The sequence below is a fragment of the Streptomyces sp. NPDC096311 genome (assembly GCF_044763085.1).
Lineage (GTDB): Bacteria > Actinomycetota > Actinomycetes > Streptomycetales > Streptomycetaceae > Streptomyces.
In genome coordinates, this window is record NZ_JBIWFN010000004.1 from 127,845 (window position 1) to 145,763 (window position 17,919).

Sequence of the window (17,919 nt, forward strand, 5' to 3'; positions counted from 1 at the left end):
GCACTCGTCAGGTTCCGGGGTCCGCGTGCGACCGCAGTCGCCGACAGCCCCGCACATCAACCGGCGACGGCCTCAGGCCATCGCCCCCACGATCCCGTCCCACAACCGGACCCTCGCCTCAAGGGCCAGCGTCGCCGTTTCGACCGCCTCCTGCCAGCGCGTGTCGTCCGTGCCGCAGAGGTCGGCCACCATCTGCATGGCCATGGGGGTGTGTTCCTCGCCGTCGACCTCGATATGTCGGGCCAGGTAGTCGCAGAAGAGCGGGAAGCGGTCGGTGCCCTCCTTCTTGATGACCTGGTCGAACATGTCGGGGATGAGGTCCTCCCGGGAGAAGGCGAACGCGGCCGCCCGGCAGTGCAGCGGCCGGTCCGAGATGATCTCGAAGGTGGTGCGGACGAACTCCGCGGCGGGGGCGGGGACTTGGGCGACGCGGAGCGCCGAGGGCACGTCGTGGCCCTCGGTGATCAGGGCGAGGAAGGTGTCGATCCTGGTCGCGTCGGCGTCCGCCTCGGCCATGCCCGCGCGGTACAGCTCGAAGTGGCTGGTGAAACCGCCGTTCAGTTCGTCGCTCTCCTCGACCAGGACGATGTCGTTGATCAGGCGTCGGCTCACCTCCGTGCCGCGCGGCACCCAGGGGACGTCGACGCAGGTCAGTTCCCGTTGGAGGGACTTCAGGAGCGACATGAAGTCCCATACCGCGAACACATGGTGCGCCATGAACGTCGCCATGTCCTCCCGGCTGTTTATCCGCTGGTAAATCGGGTGGGTGGTGACCTCCTTCCGAGCGGGTTCGATCGCGGAACGCGCCTGCTCGATTCCCTCGTGGTTCATATTCCAGTCGTACCTGGACATGGGATCTCCTTCTTGGGGACACATTGACGGGGGATGGCGATCGTGCAGCTTTATCAGCGGCCCCCGCAAGCACTTTCGGAAATCATGCGAGAGTTACCGTGAGTATCGATCGACAGAAGACGTCAAGATAACCAAAAGATAAACAAATGGTCACGATTCGGACACTCGAAAAACTTCGTTGAAGATTTGAACGCGCTGTATGCGCTTTCCGTACTCGATGGCGTGACCAGGAATCCCGTAACCGTCACCGTGGCGTATCACGTGATCCCGGGCCGCGAGACCGACTTCCACTCCTGGGGGTGGGCCGTGCTGCGGGCGAGCTCGCGCGAACCGGGCTTCCTGGGGGGTGGTGTACTTGCCGACGGAGAGGCGGAGTGGCATGTGGTCTACCGCTTCGACAGCGAGGGATCGGCCCTGGCCTGGGAAGACTCGATCATCCGGGCGCAGTGGGCCACCCGGGCGGACCCGTTCGCCCGGGAGACGGGCCGGCGGAGTGTGCGGGGCTCCAAGAGCTGGTTCGACGCCCAGACCGGCGCCGCGAAACCGCCGGCCGCACCGCCCCCACCCGCGAAATGGAAGCTTTGGTTCATCAATATGAGCGCGGTTTTCCCACCGGTGCTCTTATTCAATCTGCTCGTGATTCCGTATCTCGGTGGTCTCAATCCGCTCATCCGAACGCTGCTGCTATGTCTGTGTGTGACGGCCCTCGTCACCTGGATTCTCATGCCGCGCCTTCAGCGATTCTTCAAGAAATGGCTGTACCCACCGCTCCAGGCGCTCCGCGGACGCCACAAAAGACGGACCGCGTAGGCCCGAGAACGATCAAAGGGAGGTGGGCGGGTGAAGACCCTGCTCATCGACAATTACGACTCGTACACGTACAACCTGTTCCAGCTGATCGCCGAGGTCAACGGCGAGGAGCCGGTGGTGATCCTCAACGACGCCGCCCCCGACGGAACAGCCGGAAGAACTCCGGATCTCTCGGAATTCGACAACGTGGTGGTGTCGCCGGGCCCGGGACACCCGGCCGAATCCCGTGACTTCGGGATCAGCGCCAGAGTGCTCGCGGAGGCCACGATCCCGGTGCTCGGTGTCTGCCTGGGCCACCAGGGCATCGCGCTCGGGGAGCGGGGCCGGGTGCTGCCCGCCCCGGAGCCCCGGCACGGGCATCTGTCGAGAATCCGGCACGACGAGCGGGACCTGTTCCAGGGGCTGCCGCAGCACTTCACCGCGGTCCGCTACCACTCGCTGTCCGTGCGCGAGCCGCTGCCCGAGACGCTGGAAGCCACGGCCTGGTCCGAGGACGGCGTCCTGATGGGGCTGCGGCACCGCGCCCGGCCGCTGTGGGGGGTGCAGTTCCACCCGGAGTCCGTCCTGAGCGAGTACGGCCACCGGATGCTCGTGAACTTCCGCAACCTCACGGCGCAACGCGCCCGCAAGACCCGTACGAAGAACACCGCGGTCACCCCGTCCGCGGCGGCCATCCCCGCCCCCGCCACGCCCTCCCGGCCCACGCGGACCGTCCGCCCCGCCCACCGGTTGCACACCCGCCGCATCGCCACCGCCGTCGACGCGGAGGCCGCCTTCACCCGCATGTACGCCGCCTCTCCGCGTGCGTTCTGGCTGGACAGCGCACGCGTCGAGGAAGGGCAGTCACGGTTCTCGTTCTTCGGTGACGGCTCCGGGCCGCTGTCGGAGTTCGTCCGGTACGACGTCACGAGCGGCCGCTGCGAGATCGAGCGGGCCGGCCGGCCGCCGCGCAAGGTCCGGGCGAGCGTCTTCGACTACCTCAAGCGGCAGTTGGCGAACCGCCACGTGGACGCCACCGGGCTGCCCTTCGACTTCACCGGCGGATACGTCGGCTACTTCGGGTACGAGACCAAGGCCGACTGCGGCTCCCCCAACCGCCACCGGGCCGAAACCCCCGACGCCTGCTGGCTGTTCGCCGACCGGCTGATCGCGGTGGACCACCAGGAGGGCTTCACCTACGCCGTCTGTGTGGCCGAGGACACTCCCCAGGCCACCCGGGAGGCCGGCGACTGGCTCGACGGCGCACTCGCCCAGCTCACCTTCGTCGGCCCCGACCCGCAGCCCTTACCGCCCGCTCCCGTGTCGGCCGAGCCGGACCTCGGCGCCGCCGAACCGTGGCTCGTCCGCGACCGGGCCACCTACCTCGCGGACATCGAGGCCTGCGTGCGCGAACTCCGCGCGGGCACCAGCTACGAGATCTGTCTGACCAACGCCGCCCGGCTGCCCGCGCCACCCGACGCGTACGACTTCTACCGGGTGCTGCGCCTCGTCAACCCGGCGCCGTACGCGGCCTTCCTGCGGTTCGGCGACCTCGACGTGGCGAGCGCCTCCCCCGAGCGTTTCCTGCGGATCACCCGCGGCGGCGTCGCCGAGGCCCGTCCCATCAAGGGCACCGCGCCCCGGGGCGGCACCCCCGAGGAGGACACACGCCTGCGGGACGCGCTCGCCGCGGACGCCAAGACCCGCGCCGAGAACCTGATGATCGTCGACCTGCTCCGCAACGACCTGGGCCGGGTCTGCCGGACCGGGACGGTACGCGTCTCCCGGCTCATGGCCACCGAGACCTACGCCACCGTGCACCAGCTCGTCTCCACCGTCGAGGGCCGGCTGCGCCCGGAGACGGACGCGGTGGACTGCGTCCGCGCCTGCTTCCCCGGCGGCTCGATGACCGGCGCGCCGAAGCTGCGCACCATGGAGATCATCGACACGCTGGAGACCGAGGCGCGCGGGGTGTACTCCGGTGCCCTCGGCTACCTGGGGTGCAGCGGCGGCGCCGACCTCAGCATCGTCATCCGTACCGCCGTACTCGCGGACGGGCTGACGCACCTGGGCGCGGGCGGCGCGATCGTCCTCGACTCCGATCCGGCCGCGGAGTACGACGAGATGCTGCTGAAGACGGCGGCACAGATGCGGGCCCTGCGGGAGCACCAGGAAACCACCCCGGTAGGGGTGAGCGCCCGTCGGGCGGACACCCCCCGCCGAGCCGCCGTAGAGGAGCCCGCCCGGTGACGATCCCCACGTCCACGCCGACTCCGCAGTCGCCGACCGGCACCCACGCCGACGTCGACGCCCCCGGCAACCTCGCCACCCATCTCGCCGCGCTCGCCGAGCGGCGCGGCTGGGGCGAGCGGATCGCCTTCCACCAGGGCCACCGGGCCTGGACGCACGGCGAGGTGCACGAGCTCGCGGGCCGCGCGGCCGGTGTGCTCTCCGGACACGGCGTGGGCGCGGGCGACCGGGTGCTGCTCGCGCTGCCCGACGGCATCGCCTGGGTGGCGGCCTTCCTCGCCACCGCCCGGCTGGGCGCCGTCGCGGTCCTGGTCAACCCCGAACTGCCCCCGGCCGAGCACGCGTTCATGGCCGAGGACGCCAAGGCCGTGCTCTGCGTGACCGGACCGGGCCTGGAGGACCGTTTCACCGACCGTGTGCGCCTCGGCGCCGATCAGCTGATGGCGCTCACCCCCGACGCCGAGCCGGCCGCCGCGCACCCGGTCGACGCGCACACCCCGCTCTACGTCCAGTACACCTCCGGCACCACCGGCCGGCCCAAGGGTGTCGTGCACTGTCACGGCGACCCGAAGACGTACCACGACCTCATCGGCCGGCGGCTGCTGCGGATCACCCCGGACGACGTCACCCTGTCGGTGTCGAAGCTGTACTTCGCGTACGGCTTCGGCAACGCCTTCGTCTTCCCGCTCTTCTCCGGCTCCTCCGCCGTCCTGGTGGACCGGCGTCCGAACCCGGCCGCCGTGGACGAGCTGGTCGCCCGGCACCGGGTCACCCTGCTCTACTCCGTGCCCTCCGCGTACGCCGCCCTCGTCGCCGACCGGGGCAACGGCCACGCGACCTGCTTCGCCTCCGTACGCGCCGCCGTGTCGGCCGGGGAGGGCCTGCCCGAGGGGCTCGAAAAGCAGGTCGCCGATCTGCTGCGCGCGCCGGTCCTGGAGCAGATCGGCTCCACCGAGGCCGGTCACGCGTTCTGCGCCAACAGCTTCGAGCACAACCACCCGGGCACGGTCGGCCGCCCGGTCCCCGGCTTCGAGGTGGAGCTGCGCGACGGCGCCGGGGTGCCGGTGGAGGACGGCGCGGAGGGCGAACTCTGGGTGCGCGGGCCGACGCTGACGCCCGGCTATCTGAACCGGCCCGAGGAGACGGAACGCACCCTGGTGGGGGGCTGGCTGGCCACCCACGACCGGGCGCGCCGGGAGCCGGACGGCAGCTACCGGCACCTGGGACGCACCGACGACCTGGAGATGGTCGGCGGGATCACCATCTCCCCGCTGGAGGTGGAGGCCGTGCTGCGGGCCCATCGGGCGGTGAAGGAGGTCGCGGTCGCGGCCATGACCGACTGGCGCGGTTTCAGCCGGCTGCGGGCCTTCGTCGTCCCCGTCTCGCCCCTGCCGCCCGGTCTCTCCGGACTGTCGGGGCCGTCCGGTCTCGAGGCGGAACTCGTGGGCCTGGCGCGCGAGCACCTCGCCGCGTTCAAGGTCCCCAGAGCCATCAGCTTCGTCCCGTCGCTGCCCCGCACCTCGACGGGAAAACTCCGCCGCCACCTCGTCCGCCAGGGCGCCTGGTGACCCGTCCATGACCGCCACGCGCACCACCACAGAAGGGAACGGGCACATGCGACAGCAGCAGCCCCTGCTCGCCGACCGCGGTTTCTACCTGGGCCCGATGTTCCGGCAGGCGGCGGACCGCCACGGAGCCGTCTTCGTCACCCTGGACCGGCCGCTCGACGTCCGTCCCGGCCTCGGGGTCGACCTCAGCTATCCGGTCCTGGCCGAGGTGGTCGAGGAGCTTTCCGGACGGCTGTGGGAGGCCGGGGTCCGGCCCTCGGAGGAGGTGGTCGTCCACAAGACGGACAACGTCGACATCGTCCTGCTGACCTGCGCCGCCTCCCGTATCGGGGCCGTTCCCGTGCTCCTGTCGCCCGGGCTCGCGGGCCCGGTGGTGGGCCGGCTTCTCGAACGGCTCCACAAACCCTGGCTGATCACCGACAGGGCCAAGCTGGAAGGCCCGCTGGCGGACGTCGACCTCTCCACGCTCGTACGGCGGACGCTCAGCGTCGACGACGCGCCCGGGGCCGAATCCCTGGAGAAGTACGCCGGGGCAGAGACTCCTTCTCCCGTCCGGCTGCATCCGCGCGAGCCCGCCCTGATCACCCACAGCTCGGGCACCACCGGCCTGCCCAAGCTCGCCGTGCACTGCGCGAACACCATGTGGAACCGGCTCGTCCCGCAGAAGGCGATGGGCTGGCCCACCCGCGGCGAGACCGCCGCGCTGCACATGTCGTTCGTGCACTCGCGCTTCTACCATCTGCTCGGCGTCCTGCTGCACTTCGGCAGCCCGCTGGTGCTCATCACCGACCCGGACCCCGCCGCGGTGGGACCGCTGCTGACCCGGCACCGTCCCGGCATCGTCGAGACCCACCCCAACACCTTCGTGCTGTGGGAGGAACTGGCCGACGCGCCCGGAGCGCCGCTGTCCCGGGTCCGCTCGTACGGCTCCACGTTCGACGCGATCCATCCGCGCACCGTACGGCGGCTGCTGGACGCCTCGAAGCGGCGTACGCCCTGGCTGATCCAGCTGTACGGGCAGAGCGAGACGGGTCCGGTGGCCTTCCAGTGGTTCACCCGGCGCAGTGCCGGCCGCGCGGACGGGCGCCGGGTCGGGATCGGGATCCCCGGCTTCACCCGGGTCCGGGTCACGGACGACTCCGGCGGGCGTGCCAGGCCCGGCACGCCCGGCCGCATCGAGGCCCGCACCCGAGGGCGGATCCTCACCTATCTCGGCGCCCGGGAGCAGTACCAGCGCCAACTCGACGACGGCGGCTGGTGGCAGATGGGCGACATGGGGTACCAGGACCGGCTGGGCGGACTCCATCTGATCGACCGTGAGATCGATCAGATCGACTCGGTGCACAGCAATCTGGAGGTCGAGGACGCCCTGATGGACCGCCTCGATGAGCTGCGTGAGGTGGTCATCGTGCCCGGCGCGGACCGCGAACCGGTGCCGGTGGTGTGCGTGCGCCGCGAACAGCCGCTGGACCCGGCGCGCTGGCGGGAGGCCACGGCCGGTCTGCCGCCCCTGGCCGAGCCCCGGCAGTGGCGCTTCGAGGAGCTGCCGATGACCGCGACCTGGAAGGTGAAGCGGGTGGAGCTCACCCGCATGCTGACCGAGGGCGTACGCGCGTGAGCGGCGCGCCCGGCCATCCGGTCCTCGTGGTGGGTGCCGGGCCCGTCGGGCTGTCGGCGGCGCTCGCGCTGCGGGCGCACGGGCTGCCGGTCGTGCTCCTGGAGGCGGACCCCGAGGAGCGCGAACGCCCCGGCAGCCGCGCTCTGTTCGTGCACCGGGAGACCCTGCGACTGCTCGACGGGATGCGCCCGGGGCTGGCCGCCGAGATCACGGCGTACGGGCGCACCTGGCACACCAGACGGACCCTGTACCGGGGCCGCGAGGTGTACGCCCGCACCTTCCCGCCACCGTCCACGCCCGGCCTCCCGCCCTTCACCAGCCTGCGTCAGGTGGACACCGAGCGCTTCCTGCGCACCGCGTGCGAGGCGGCCGGAGTGGAGTTCGCGTGGGGGGCGCGGGTGACGGGGGTGCGCGTCGCACCGACGGAGGTCGTGCTCACCGGCGAGGACGGCCGCGTCTGGACCGGCACGCACGCCGTCGCCGCCGACGGGGCGCGCTCGGCGGTCCGGGGCGAGCTGGGCATCCCGATGGAGGGGACGCGCGCGGACGGCTTCCATGTCGTCGTGGACGTCGCCGACCTGCCGGGCGCCGAGCTGCCGTTGGAGCGGGTCTTCCACTACGAGCACCCGGGGGTGGGCCGCCGCAGTGTGATGCGGGTGCCGTTCACCGGGGGCTTCCAGGTCGACCTGCAGTGCCGGGACGACGACACGCAGGAGGCGTACGGGACCGAGGAGGCCGTACGGGAATGGCTGCCCGCGGTGGTGGGCGACGGGTACGCCGAACGGATCCTGTGGGTGTCGACGTACCGTTTCCTGCGCAAGGTCGCCGTCTCGTTCAGCGACCCGCACCGGCGGGTGCTGCTCGTCGGCGAGGCCGCCCATCTGTTCCCGCCGTTCGGCGCGCGCGGGATGAACAGCGGGATCGCGGACGCGGCGGCTGCCGCGCGGGCGATCGCCGACGGGACGGCCGCCGCGGTCGCCGACTTCGCCGAGGTCCGGCGGGCGGCGGCCCTGTTCAACAGCGCGGCCGCCGGCAGCGCGCTGGACCATCTGCGGCCGCACCGCCGGATCGTCCGGGTCAAACAGCGGGCGGCGGCGGCGCTCGCGCCCGTGCTGCCGTGGTGCGGTTCCTGGCTGGAGCACGCGCCGTACGGGCCACGGAACGGTTCGCCCGCTGTCGCGGGCCGCAAGTACTGAGATCGAGAGGGGTACCCAGTGACACAACCGGCCATCGCGGAGGAGCTGTTGGCGTGGTCGCCCGGCCGTGGGCTGACCTCCGGACCGGCCCCCGGCACGTCGCCGGGCGGCCGGCTGCTCGCCGCGGACTCGTGGCTGCTGCGCGACGGCCGGATGCGCGGCTTCGACCGGCACCGGGAACGCTTCCTGCGGGCCTGCGGCGACTGCGGCGGCCCGTCGCTGGACCGGCTCGTCGCGTTCTGGCGGGACATGACCGCCGCGCTGCCGCGCACCGGGGAGTGGTTCCCCCGGGTCGAACTTGCCTCGGGCTCCATGGAGTTGAGGCTGCTGCTGCGGCACGCGCCGCCGCTCGGCACGGGCGTACGGGTCTGGGCGGCGGGGCAGAGCGATCCACGGACCGTCCCCCGTCGCAAGGGACCCGACCTGGACGCCCTGGCCCGGGTGAGGCGGCGGGCCGCCGGGGAAGGCGCGGAAGAGGCGGTGCTGATCGCGTCCTCCGGTGTGGTGCTGGAGACGGCCACGGCCAGCCTGCTGTGGTGGGAGGACGACACCTTGTGCCTGCCCTCGCCGCAGCTGCCCGTCCTGGCCGGAGTGACCGCCGGCCTCATCCAGGAGCGGGCCCACCGGTCCGGGATCCGTGTCGCCCACCGCGAACGGACCGTGGCCGAGCTCGACGGCCGTGAGGTGTGGCTCGTGAACGCGCTGCACGGGATCCGGCCGGTGACCGCCTGGACGGCACGGCCGATGAGCCCGGCGCCGGCCGTGCGCGCCCCGGAATGGCGGCAGTGGCTGGACGGCGTCATGGAACCGCTGCCTGCCGACTGAATTCCGGACACAAAAGCCGAGGACGGCGCGAAAGCCGAAGAAGGACCGAAGACAGAAAAGCAGCGCCGGGACGAATTGAATTCGCTCCGGCGCTCCCTCTCATTCCCTCGTTCCCGAATTCAGCTTTTCTTCTGGGCGGGCTGATAGGCGCCCGGCACCATACGGGTCGCGATCGCGGTCCGGTTGTACGCGTTGATGACGGTGGCCACCCAGATCAGCGCCGCGATCTGGGCCTCGTCGAAGACCTCCGCCGCCGCGGCGTAGACCGCGTCCGGCACGTGTCCGTCGTGGACCAGCGTCACGGCCTCGGTCAACGCCAGTGCGGCACGCTCCCGTTCGGTGAAGAACGGGGTCTCCCGCCAGGCGTTCAGGGCGTAGATCCGCTGCTCGGTCTCTCCCCCGGCACGGGCGTCCTTGGTGTGCATGTCGAGGCAGAACGCGCAGCCGTTGACCTGCGAGGCGCGAATCCTGATCAGCTCCAGGAGTTCCGGTTCGACCTTGGCGTCCTGGGCCGCGGAAACGGCGGCGCCGTGCAAGGCGCCCATGGCACCGGACACCTCGGGGGTAATCTTCTTGAGGGCCACACGGGACAGGGTTTCACTATTACTCATGGGGCGACTCTATTCCATGAAAAGGGCCGTCGCCTCCCTCGTCGTGGAAAGTACCGTTGAAATTTCCGCTGAAAGTCCCGTGGGAAGGCAGTGCCGCGCACAATGCGTCCAGCGCCCCCGACCACCCGTGGTCCGGCGGTGTCCCGTACCCCACCACCAGCGCGTCGGTCCGCCCGGCGGGAGCCTGCGGGTGGCGGTAGCGGTCGAGCCCGTGCAGCGCGAGCCCCTGCCAGGCCGCCGCCCGCAGCGTCTCCTGCTCGGTGCCGGGCGGCAGGCGCAGCACCACGTGCAGGCCCGCCGCGATGCCCGTGGCCCGGACCCCGGGAGCCTGTTCGGCGAGCCGCGCCACCAGGGCGTCCCGGCGGCGCCGGTAACGCAGCCGGGACGCGCGGACGTGGCGGTCGTAGGCGCCCGACGTGATGAACTCCGCCAGGGTGAGCTGGTCCAGCACCCCGCACGACCAGTCCACCCCGCCCTTCGCCGCGACCACCTCCGGGGCGAGCGACGGCGGCAGCACCAGCCAGCCCAACCGCAGACCGGGGGCCAGGGACTTGCTGGCCGTGCCCACATGGACCACGTGGTCGGGGTCGAGGCCCTGGAGGGCGCCGACCGGCTGACGGTCGTAGCGGAACTCCCCGTCGTAGTCGTCCTCCAGGATCAGACCGCCGCCGCGTCGCGCCCAGTCCACCACCTGCGCCCGCCGGTCGGGGTGCAGTGGTACGCCCATCGGGAACTGGTGGGCGGGCGTCATCAGCACCGCTCGTACACCTCCCAGTGCGTCCCCGCCCTGTGAACCGGCCGCCAACTCCTCCGTGCGCGTGCCGAGTTCGTCCAGTCCGAGCGGCACCGTCCGCAGCCCGGCCCGCTCCAGCAGCCGCCAGTGGACGTCGAGCCCGTACGACTCCACGGCCAGCGAGTCCAGTCCCCGCCCGCGCAGCACCTGGCCGAGCAGCATCAGGCCGTGCACGAAGCCGGAGCAGATGACGATGTGCTCCGGGTCCGTGCGGACGCCCCGGGCGCGGGCCAGATAGCCGGCCAGGGCGGTGCGCAGTTCCACCCGGCCACGCGGGTCGCCGTAGTCGAGCGCCTCGTACGGGGCGACGGCCAGGGCGCGGCGGGCGGCCTTCAGCCAGGCCGCGCGGGGGAAGGCGGACAGGTCGGGGGAGCCGGGGACCAGGTCGTACGCCGGGCGGGCGTGGGCCGGGCGGCCGGGTGCGGAGGTGGTGGCGGGGGCCGGCACCGGGCGGCGTGCGACGCTCGTGCCCGAGCCCTGGCGGGCGGTGAGCCAGCCCTCCGCGACCAGGTCCGCGTACGCCTCCGCGACCGTGTTGCGGGCGATGCCCAGGTCGGCGGCGAGGGACCGGGAGGACGGCAGCCGGGTGCCGGGCGCGAGGCGGCCACTGCGGACCGCCTCGCGGAGGGCTTCCGTCAGACCTCTGCGGACACCGGGTCCGGTCGGCTCGACGTGCAGGTCGACCCCGAAAGTGGCCCAGGATTTCGCCATGTAAATGGACCATACTCCTGGGCTGCTTCGCTCGTAAGGTCGAGAGCATGACGACGAACGACACCACCGACGAGACGACCGCCACCACCGCCGAGTACGCCCCCGAGCACAGCCCCCGCCTGCACTGGGCCAAGCACGCCCCCGAGGTCTACAAGGCCATGCTCCGGCTGGAGACCGCCGCGCAGCAGGGGCTGGAGCCGAAGCTGCGCGAGCTGGTGAAGATCCGTGCCTCGCAGCTCAACCACTGCGCGTTCTGCCTCGACATGCACACCAAGGACGCGCTGGCCGCCGGGGAGAGCGTGCAGCGGATCGTCCAGCTCAGCGCGTGGGAGGAGTCGAAGCACTTCTACACGGCGAAGGAACTCGCGGCGATCGAGCTGACCGAGGCCGTCACCGTCCTCACCGACGGATTCGTACCGGACGAGGTGTACGAGAAGGCGGCGCAGCACTTCGAGGAGGCCGAGCTGGCGCAGCTGATCGCCGCGATCACGGTGATCAACGCGTGGAACCGGTTCGGCGTGAGCACGCGCATGGTCCCGGGCCACTACGAGGCGGGCCGGCACCAGTGACGGAGCGCGGCGAAGCCACGAGGGAGCGTACGAAGGTGCTCGACCCGGCGGTCGGTCGGGCCCTGTCCGCGCTGAGCGCCGCCGCGAAGAAGGGGCTCGGCGAGCCCGCGCTCGCCGAACTCGTCATGATCCGCGCCTCCCAGCTCAACCACTGCGCGTTCTGCCTCGACATGCACCTCGGACTCGCCCGCGAGAACGGCGAGTCCGAGGACCGCCTCCAGCTCCTCAACGCCTGGGAGGAAGCGGAGGACCTCTACAGCGAGCGCGAGCGGGCGGCGCTGGCGCTGACGGAGGCGGTGACCGTCCTGACGGAGGGCTTCGTGCCGGACGAGGTGTACGCGCGGGCGGCCGGACACTTCGACGACGTCCGGCTCGCGCACCTCATCGCCCTGATCACCGCGATCAACGGCTGGAACCGGGTGATGGTGAGCCGTCGGATCCCGCCGGGGGGATACGCGCCGTGAGCGGGTCGGCCGGGGTCACGACAGCCACGCGCGCCATGTCGACGCGTGGCTGTCGACCCACTTCTTCGCCGCGTCCTGCGGCGACATCTTGTCGTTCGCGATCATCAGGGAGACCTCGTTCTGGTCCTCGGTGGTCCACTTGAACTTCTTCAGGAAGGCGGCCGCCTTGCCGCCGCTCCTCGCGAAGTCGGCGTTCAGGTACTTCTGGAGCGGTGTGTGCGGGTAGGCGCAGGCGACCTTGGCGGCGTCGGCGTCGCAGCCCTCCTTGTACGCGGGCAGCTTCACCTCCGTCATCGGAACCTTCTTGAAGAGCCACTGGGGCGAGTACCAGTAGGTGAGGAAGGGCTTCTTCTCCTTGGCGAACTGCTTCATCTGGGTGATCTGCGCGGCTTCCGAACCGGCGAACACCACCTGGTAGTTCAGCTTCAGGTTGGTCACCAGGGCCTTGTCGTTGGTGACGTAGGAGGGTGAGCCGTCCATGAGCTGGCCCTTGCCGCCGCTCTCCGCGGTGCGCATGAGGCCGGCGTACTTGTCGAGGTTCTTCCAGTCGGTCACGTCGGGGTGCTGCTGGGCGAAGTACGTCGGGACGTACCAGCCGATGTGCCCGGTGACGCCCAGGTCCCCGCCGGGGGCGATCGTCTTCTTGTCCTCGACGTACCGCTTCTCCTGGTCGGGGTGGCCCCAGTCCTCCAGGATGGCGTCGACCCGGCCCTGGCTGAGCGCGTCCCACGCGGGGACCTCGTCGACCTGGACGGTGTCGACGCGATAGCCGAGCTGGTGCTCCAGCAGGTACTGCGCGACGGCCACGTTGGCCTGCGCGCCCACCCAGGACTGGACGGAGAGGGTCAGGCTCTTCGAGCCCCGCGCGTTCGCGAAGGGCGAGGCCTGCTTGGTCATGTCGACGGCGCCGCAACCGGTCAGCGTCAGCAGCGCGGCCGCACCGGCCATCACCGAAGTCGTACGTAGACGCATGTCACGCTCCCTTCTTCGTGGTCCGCGCGGTCGGCTGGGTCACCCGGTCGAGCATCAGGCCGAGGCAGACGATCGCCGCGCCGGCGACGAGGCCGGTCGCCAGGTCGCCCTGCGCGAGGCCGAACACGACGTCGTAGCCGAGCGCGCCACCGCCGACCAGACCGCCGATGATGACGACGGCGAGGACGAGGACGACGCCCTGGTTGACGGCGAGGAGCAGCGACTGGCGGGCCAGCGGCAGCTGGACCTGGCGCAGTTGCTGGGCGCCGGTGGCGCCGAGCGAGCGGGCCGACTCCAGCGCGGCCGGGTCGACGGCGCGCAGGCCCTGGGTGGTGATGCGGACGACGGCGGGCAGTGCGTAGACGACCGCGGCGGCCACGGCGGGCGCGCGGCCCACGCCGAACAGCGCCACCACCGGGATCAGGTAGACGAACTGCGGCATCGTCTGGAAGACGTCCAGGACCGGCCGCAGCAGCTGCTCGACGCGCTCGCTGCGCGCCGCCGCGATGCCGGTCGCGAAGCCGAGCACGAGGGTCACGGCGACCGCCGCGAGGACCTGCGACAGCGTGTCCAGGGACGGCTTCCACACGCCGAGCACCCCGATCGCGGCCATCGCGAGGACCGCGGTGAGTGCGGTGCGCCAGGTGCCGATCAGCCAGGCGAGGGCGGCGACGATCAGCAGGACCGACCACCAGGGCAGCCACTGGAGGCCGTCCCGGATGGGGTCCAGGACCCAGGTGGTGAAGTGGCCCGCCCAGTCGGCGGTGCCGCCGATGTAGGGGACGCCGGAGTAGAGGTGGTTGGTCATCCAGTCGACGACGCGGTTCACGGGCTCGGCGATGGAGAGGGTCCAGGAGGCGGGCCAGTCGAGACGGCCCGTGAGGTGTCCGGCCAGCGCCACGGCGAGGGCCGCGGCGGCGGCGTACACCCAGCGGCGCGGTGCCGTCGCCCCGGAGTCCGAGCCGAGTCGCTCCCCGGCCGCTCCCGTGACCCGGTCCAGGACGACCGCGAGCAGCACGATCGGGATGCCGGCGGCGAGTGCGGCGCCCACGTCGACGGAGGCCAGGGCCTGGTAGACGCGGTCGCCGAGGCCGCCCGCGCCGATCACGGAGGCGATGACCGCCATGGACAGGGCCATCATGATCGTCTGGTTGAGGCCGAGGAGGAGTTCCTTGCGGGCCAGTGGGAGGCGGGCGGTCAGCAGGCGCTGGCGGGCGGTGGCACCGAGCGAGGTGACGGCCTCCATCACCCCGGCGTCGGCGTCACGCAGGCCGAGCGCGGTGAGGCGGGCCATGGGCGGGGCGGCGTACACGACGGTGGCGAGGACGGCGGCGGGGACGCCGATGCCGAAGACGAGGACGACGGGCAGGAGGTACGCGAACGCCGGGAGCACCTGCATGGTGTCGAGGACGGGGCGCAGCGCGCGATAGGTGCGGTCGGAGAGCCCGGCGGCGAGGCCGAGCAGCGCGCCCAGCAGGACGGACGCGAGGACGGCGACCACCATGAGCGCGAGGGTCTGCATGGTCGGCACCCACATGCCGAGCAGTCCGCAGGCGAGGAACGCGGCGGCCGTGCCGAGCGCGAGCCGTACGCCCGCCGTGCGCCAGGCGACGAGCGCCGCGAGGGCTGTCACACCGGCCCAGCCCGCCGCGAGCAGCACCACGTAGACGGCGCGTACGGAGAGGACGACGGCGCTGCTGACGTACCCGAAGAAGTACAGGAACAGGGGGTGGCTGTCCCGGTTGTCGATGATCCACTCGCTGGCTCGGCCGAGGGGTGCGGAGAAATCGACGGTGAGGGCGCCCGGCCAGGTGCCGCTCGCCCAGTGGGAGTCGAGGACCGGGACGATCACGGCCGCCGCGACGGCGAGCAGCAGCAGCTTGCCGACGGCCCGGTGTCTGCCGAGGTTCTTGAACAGCGCAAGGACGCCGGAGTGACCGACGGTCGCGGTGACGGTGGCCATCAGGCGGCCTCCCCACGGGGGCCGTCCGGCGCCCCGGCGGCGGGCGTGTCCGCGCCGGTGGGCGTGTCCGCGCCGGCCACCACGCCGAGCAGCGCCGCCGAGTCGACGACGCCGACGCAGCGTCCCTGGTCCATCACGCGGGCGGGGTCGCCCGAGCGGGCTACCACCTCGATGGCCTCGGAGACGGTCGCGTCGGGAGCGAGCGCCGGGCCCCGGGCGGCCTCCGCGGCGGACGCGGCCCGCATGGCCGTACGGACGGTCATGACCTGTTCACGCGGTACGTCCCGGACGAACTCGCGGACGTAGTCGTCGGCGGGCGAGCCGACGATCTCCTCGGGGGTGCCGAGCTGGACGACACGGCCGTCGCGCATGAGCGCGATGCGGTCGCCGAGGCGCAGCGCCTCGCTCAGGTCGTGGGTGATGAAGACCATCGTGCGGCCCTCGTCGTGGTGCAGCCGGATGACCTCCTCCTGCATGTCGCGCCGGATCAGCGGGTCGAGCGCGCTGAACGGCTCGTCGAAGAGCAGGACTTCGGGGTCGACGGCGAGCGCGCGGGCGAGCCCGACGCGTTGCTGCTGGCCGCCGGACAGCTGGCCGGGCCTGCGCTGCTCCATGCCCTCCAGACCGACCTTGGCGACGACCTCGGCGGCCCTCTCGCGGCGCTCCGCCTTGCCGACACCCTGGATCTCCAGGCCGTAGGCCACGTTGTCGAGCACCGAGCGGTGCGGGAGCAGGCCGAAGTGCTGGAAGACCATCGCGGCGCGGTGGCGGCGCAGTTCCCGCAGTCGGTTCTTGTCCATGGCGCGTACGTCCTCGCCGTCGATGACGATCGCGCCCGCGGTCGGCTCGATCAGCCGGGTGAGGCAGCGGACCAGCGTGGACTTGCCGGAGCCGGACAGCCCCATGACGACGAAGACCTCACCCTTGCGGACGTCGAAACTGACGTCCCGGACGGCGGCCGTGCAGCCGGTGCGGGAGCGGAGCTCGGCGGGGTTGAGGGCGGCGAGCCCGGGGTCGGCGGGGACGCGCTCGGCCTTCGGCCCGAACACCTTCCACAGGCCGTCGACGGAGAAGACGGCGTCGGCAGAACCGGGGGAACCGGCAGGGGTATTCGCGGGGGTGCCGGTGGTCGTACTCATCACGCACCGCCCCCGATCAGCTCGGCGCATTTCTCCCCGACCATGAGCACTCCGATCATCGGGTTCACGGCGGGCATCGTCGGGAAGACGGACGCGTCGGCGATCCGCAGACCGTCGAGGCCACGCACCCTCAACTCGGGGTCGACCACGGCGAGTCCGTCATCCGTGGCGCCCATCCGGCAGGTGCCCGCCGGGTGGTAGACGGTGTGCGCGACCTGACGGGCGTACGCGCTCAGCTCCTCGTCGTCGGTGACCTCGGGCCCGGGGCACACCTCGCGCCCCAGCCAGCCGGCGAGCGGCTCGGTGCGGGCGATCCGGCGGGCGATGCGGATGCCGTCGACGAGGGTGCGGCCGTCGTAGTCGTCCTCGTCCGTGAAGTAGCGGAAGTCGAGGGCGGGCTTGACCGATGGATCGGCACTGGTCAGGTAGAGGCGGCCGCGGCTGCGCGGTTTGGGGATGTTGGGGGTCATGGAGACGCCGTGCGCCGGGCGCTCGTAGCCCAGCCGCTCCGGGTTGTCCGTGAAGGGGATCTGGTAGAAGTGGAACATCAGGTCGGGGCCCGCCTGTTCGGGGTCGCGGCGCACGAACAGGCCCGCGTCGGAGTCCATCGCCGAGTTCTCCGGGATCGGCCCGTTGGTCTCCCAGACGATGACCGACTCGGGGTGGTCGAGCAGGTTCTCACCGACGCCGGGCAGGTCGTGGGCGACGGGTATGCCGAGTTCCGCCAGGTCGTGGGCGGGCCCGATCCCGGAGTGCAGCAGCAGCCGCGGCGAGTCGACCGCGCCCGCGCACAGCAGGACCTCGCGCCGGGCCCGTACGAGGGTCTCCGTGCCGTCCTTGGCCCGTACGTGCACGCCCGTGGCGCGCGTCCCCTCCAGCTCCAGCCGGTACGCCCAGGTCTCCAGCAGCAGCGTGAGGTTGGGCCGTTCGTCCATCACCGGGTGGAGATACGCGACCGACGCGCTGGAGCGCTTGTTGTTCTCGGGGTGGTAGGCGAGGTCGAAGAAGCCGGCGCCCTCGGTGAACGGCTTCTTGTTGAAGCCCTCGACGCGGGGCACGCCCAGCGCGCCCTGGGCGGCCTCGACGAAGTCGCGGGCGATGGCGTTGCGGTCCTTCTCGTCGACCGGGACGATGTTGTTGAGGAGCCGCGCGAAGTACGCCTCCATGGGCACCGCGCCCCAGCCCTTGGCGCCCGCCGCCTCCCACTCGTCCCAGTCGGACGGCAGCGGCTTGAACGCGATCAGCGTGTTGTGGGACGAACAGCCGCCGAGGACGCGGGCCCGGCTGTGCCGGATGTGCGAGTTGCCGCGCGGCTGCACGGTGGTCGGGTAGTCGTAGTCCAGTTCGCCGCCGAGCAGGCCCATCCAGCGGCGCAGGGTGAGGACGTCCTCACGGCCGACGTCGCTGGGACCGCCCTCGATGACGGCGACCGTCACGTCGGCGTTCTCGGTGAGACGGGAGGCGATGACGGAGCCTGCCGTGCCGCCGCCGATGACGACGTAGTCGTACGTGTTCTCGGACGCGTTCTCGTGCGTGCTTTCGTGCATGGGGGTGCTCCAGGGTGCAAGGGGCAAGTGCGGTGTGGGGTGCTGGGGTTAC

General features: G+C 71.7%; 15 protein-coding genes. 8 read left to right on the forward strand and 7 right to left on the reverse strand.

Annotated features, from left to right (window positions below):
* Window positions 1-72: 72 nt before the first annotated feature.
* A complete protein-coding gene (locus ACIRA5_RS12190; RefSeq protein ID WP_403690001.1) occupies window positions 73-852 on the reverse strand; it encodes a DUF3050 domain-containing protein in 780 nt (259 codons plus the stop codon).
* 195 nt (window positions 853-1,047) lie between these two features.
* On the opposite strand from ACIRA5_RS12190, the gene ACIRA5_RS12195 reads away from it, so the two are divergent.
* The 6 genes from ACIRA5_RS12195 to ACIRA5_RS12220 are packed head-to-tail and all read left to right on the forward strand — an operon-like array spanning window position 1,048 to window position 9,098.
* Window positions 1,048-1,662 (forward strand): hypothetical protein, encoded by a 615-nt coding sequence (locus tag ACIRA5_RS12195; RefSeq protein WP_403690699.1) that lies wholly within the window; start codon window positions 1,048-1,050, stop codon window positions 1,660-1,662.
* A 30-nt stretch (window positions 1,663-1,692) separates the two neighbouring features.
* The gene (pabB, locus tag ACIRA5_RS12200; RefSeq protein ID WP_403690004.1) at window positions 1,693-3,891 is read left to right on the forward strand and encodes an aminodeoxychorismate synthase component I; all 2,199 of its coding nucleotides are present in this window, start codon (window positions 1,693-1,695) and stop codon (window positions 3,889-3,891) included.
* Window positions 3,888-5,459 carry an AMP-binding protein gene (locus ACIRA5_RS12205; protein ID WP_403690006.1) on the forward strand — a complete coding sequence of 524 codons (1,572 nt, stop codon included), beginning with the start codon at window positions 3,888-3,890 and terminating at the stop codon, window positions 5,457-5,459. Before pabB ends, ACIRA5_RS12205 begins: the two co-directional genes overlap by 4 nt.
* A gap of 46 nt (window positions 5,460-5,505) precedes the next feature.
* The gene (locus ACIRA5_RS12210; RefSeq protein WP_403690008.1) at window positions 5,506-7,077 is read left to right on the forward strand and encodes a class I adenylate-forming enzyme family protein; all 1,572 of its coding nucleotides are present in this window, start codon (window positions 5,506-5,508) and stop codon (window positions 7,075-7,077) included.
* Entirely contained in the window at window positions 7,074-8,273 is a 1,200-nt protein-coding gene (locus tag ACIRA5_RS12215; RefSeq protein ID WP_403690011.1) for an FAD-dependent monooxygenase, read from the forward strand. The genes ACIRA5_RS12210 and ACIRA5_RS12215 overlap by 4 nt, the downstream gene beginning before the upstream one ends.
* A gap of 18 nt (window positions 8,274-8,291) precedes the next feature.
* Entirely contained in the window at window positions 8,292-9,098 is an 807-nt protein-coding gene (locus tag ACIRA5_RS12220; protein WP_403690014.1) for an aminotransferase class IV, read from the forward strand.
* A 119-nt stretch (window positions 9,099-9,217) separates the two neighbouring features.
* Here the strand turns inward: ACIRA5_RS12220 and ACIRA5_RS12225 are convergent, their stop codons facing one another.
* Both ACIRA5_RS12225 and ACIRA5_RS12230 read right to left on the reverse strand, forming a co-directional pair.
* On the reverse strand, window positions 9,218-9,709 hold the full coding sequence (locus ACIRA5_RS12225) for a carboxymuconolactone decarboxylase family protein (RefSeq protein ID WP_403690017.1): 492 nt from the start codon (window positions 9,707-9,709) through the stop codon (window positions 9,218-9,220).
* Window positions 9,702-11,213 (reverse strand): PLP-dependent aminotransferase family protein, encoded by a 1,512-nt coding sequence (locus ACIRA5_RS12230; protein ID WP_403690020.1) that lies wholly within the window; start codon window positions 11,211-11,213, stop codon window positions 9,702-9,704. Before ACIRA5_RS12230 ends, ACIRA5_RS12225 begins: the two co-directional genes overlap by 8 nt.
* A 47-nt stretch (window positions 11,214-11,260) precedes the next feature.
* Here ACIRA5_RS12230 and ACIRA5_RS12235 point away from each other — a divergent pair, with 47 nt between their 5' ends.
* A complete protein-coding gene (locus tag ACIRA5_RS12235; RefSeq protein ID WP_403690023.1) occupies window positions 11,261-11,782 on the forward strand; it encodes a carboxymuconolactone decarboxylase family protein in 522 nt (173 codons plus the stop codon).
* A 35-nt stretch (window positions 11,783-11,817) separates the two neighbouring features.
* On the forward strand, window positions 11,818-12,246 hold the full coding sequence (locus ACIRA5_RS12240; protein ID WP_403690026.1) for a carboxymuconolactone decarboxylase family protein: 429 nt from the start codon (window positions 11,818-11,820) through the stop codon (window positions 12,244-12,246).
* Window positions 12,247-12,261: 15 nt separating this feature from the next.
* Here the strand turns inward: ACIRA5_RS12240 and ACIRA5_RS12245 are convergent, their stop codons facing one another.
* Genes ACIRA5_RS12245 through ACIRA5_RS12260 form a run of 4 tightly spaced genes read right to left on the reverse strand, consistent with a single transcriptional unit; the run spans window position 12,262 to window position 17,867 of the window.
* The gene (locus ACIRA5_RS12245) at window positions 12,262-13,218 is read right to left on the reverse strand and encodes an ABC transporter substrate-binding protein (RefSeq protein ID WP_403690028.1); all 957 of its coding nucleotides are present in this window, start codon (window positions 13,216-13,218) and stop codon (window positions 12,262-12,264) included.
* Window position 13,219: 1 nt separating this feature from the next.
* Window positions 13,220-15,181 (reverse strand): ABC transporter permease, encoded by a 1,962-nt coding sequence (locus ACIRA5_RS12250; protein WP_403690030.1) that lies wholly within the window; start codon window positions 15,179-15,181, stop codon window positions 13,220-13,222.
* Complete coding sequence (locus ACIRA5_RS12255) at window positions 15,181-16,320, reverse strand: glycine betaine/L-proline ABC transporter ATP-binding protein (protein WP_403690033.1); 1,140 nt, start codon at window positions 16,318-16,320, stop codon at window positions 15,181-15,183. Before ACIRA5_RS12255 ends, ACIRA5_RS12250 begins: the two co-directional genes overlap by 1 nt.
* Entirely contained in the window at window positions 16,320-17,867 is a 1,548-nt protein-coding gene (locus ACIRA5_RS12260) for a GMC family oxidoreductase (protein WP_403690035.1), read from the reverse strand. Before ACIRA5_RS12260 ends, ACIRA5_RS12255 begins: the two co-directional genes overlap by 1 nt.
* Window positions 17,868-17,919 lie beyond the last annotated feature (52 nt).

Bases quoted from the DNA above. Each gene is read 5' to 3' on its own strand.
- ACIRA5_RS12190 (WP_403690001.1), bottom strand. From the start codon at position 852: ATGTCCAGGTACGACTGGAATATGAACCACGAGGGAATCGAGCAGGCG.
- ACIRA5_RS12210 (WP_403690008.1), top strand. From the start codon at position 5,506: ATGCGACAGCAGCAGCCCCTGCTCGCCGACCGCGGTTTCTACCTGGGC.
- ACIRA5_RS12225 (WP_403690017.1), bottom strand. From the start codon at position 9,709: ATGAGTAATAGTGAAACCCTGTCCCGTGTGGCCCTCAAGAAGATTACC.
- ACIRA5_RS12230 (WP_403690020.1), bottom strand. From the start codon at position 11,213: ATGGCGAAATCCTGGGCCACTTTCGGGGTCGACCTGCACGTCGAGCCG.
- ACIRA5_RS12235 (WP_403690023.1), top strand. From the start codon at position 11,261: ATGACGACGAACGACACCACCGACGAGACGACCGCCACCACCGCCGAG.
- ACIRA5_RS12245 (WP_403690028.1), bottom strand. From the start codon at position 13,218: ATGCGTCTACGTACGACTTCGGTGATGGCCGGTGCGGCCGCGCTGCTG.
- ACIRA5_RS12250 (WP_403690030.1), bottom strand. From the start codon at position 15,181: ATGGCCACCGTCACCGCGACCGTCGGTCACTCCGGCGTCCTTGCGCTG.
- ACIRA5_RS12255 (WP_403690033.1), bottom strand. From the start codon at position 16,320: ATGAGTACGACCACCGGCACCCCCGCGAATACCCCTGCCGGTTCCCCC.
- ACIRA5_RS12260 (WP_403690035.1), bottom strand. From the start codon at position 17,867: ATGCACGAAAGCACGCACGAGAACGCGTCCGAGAACACGTACGACTAC.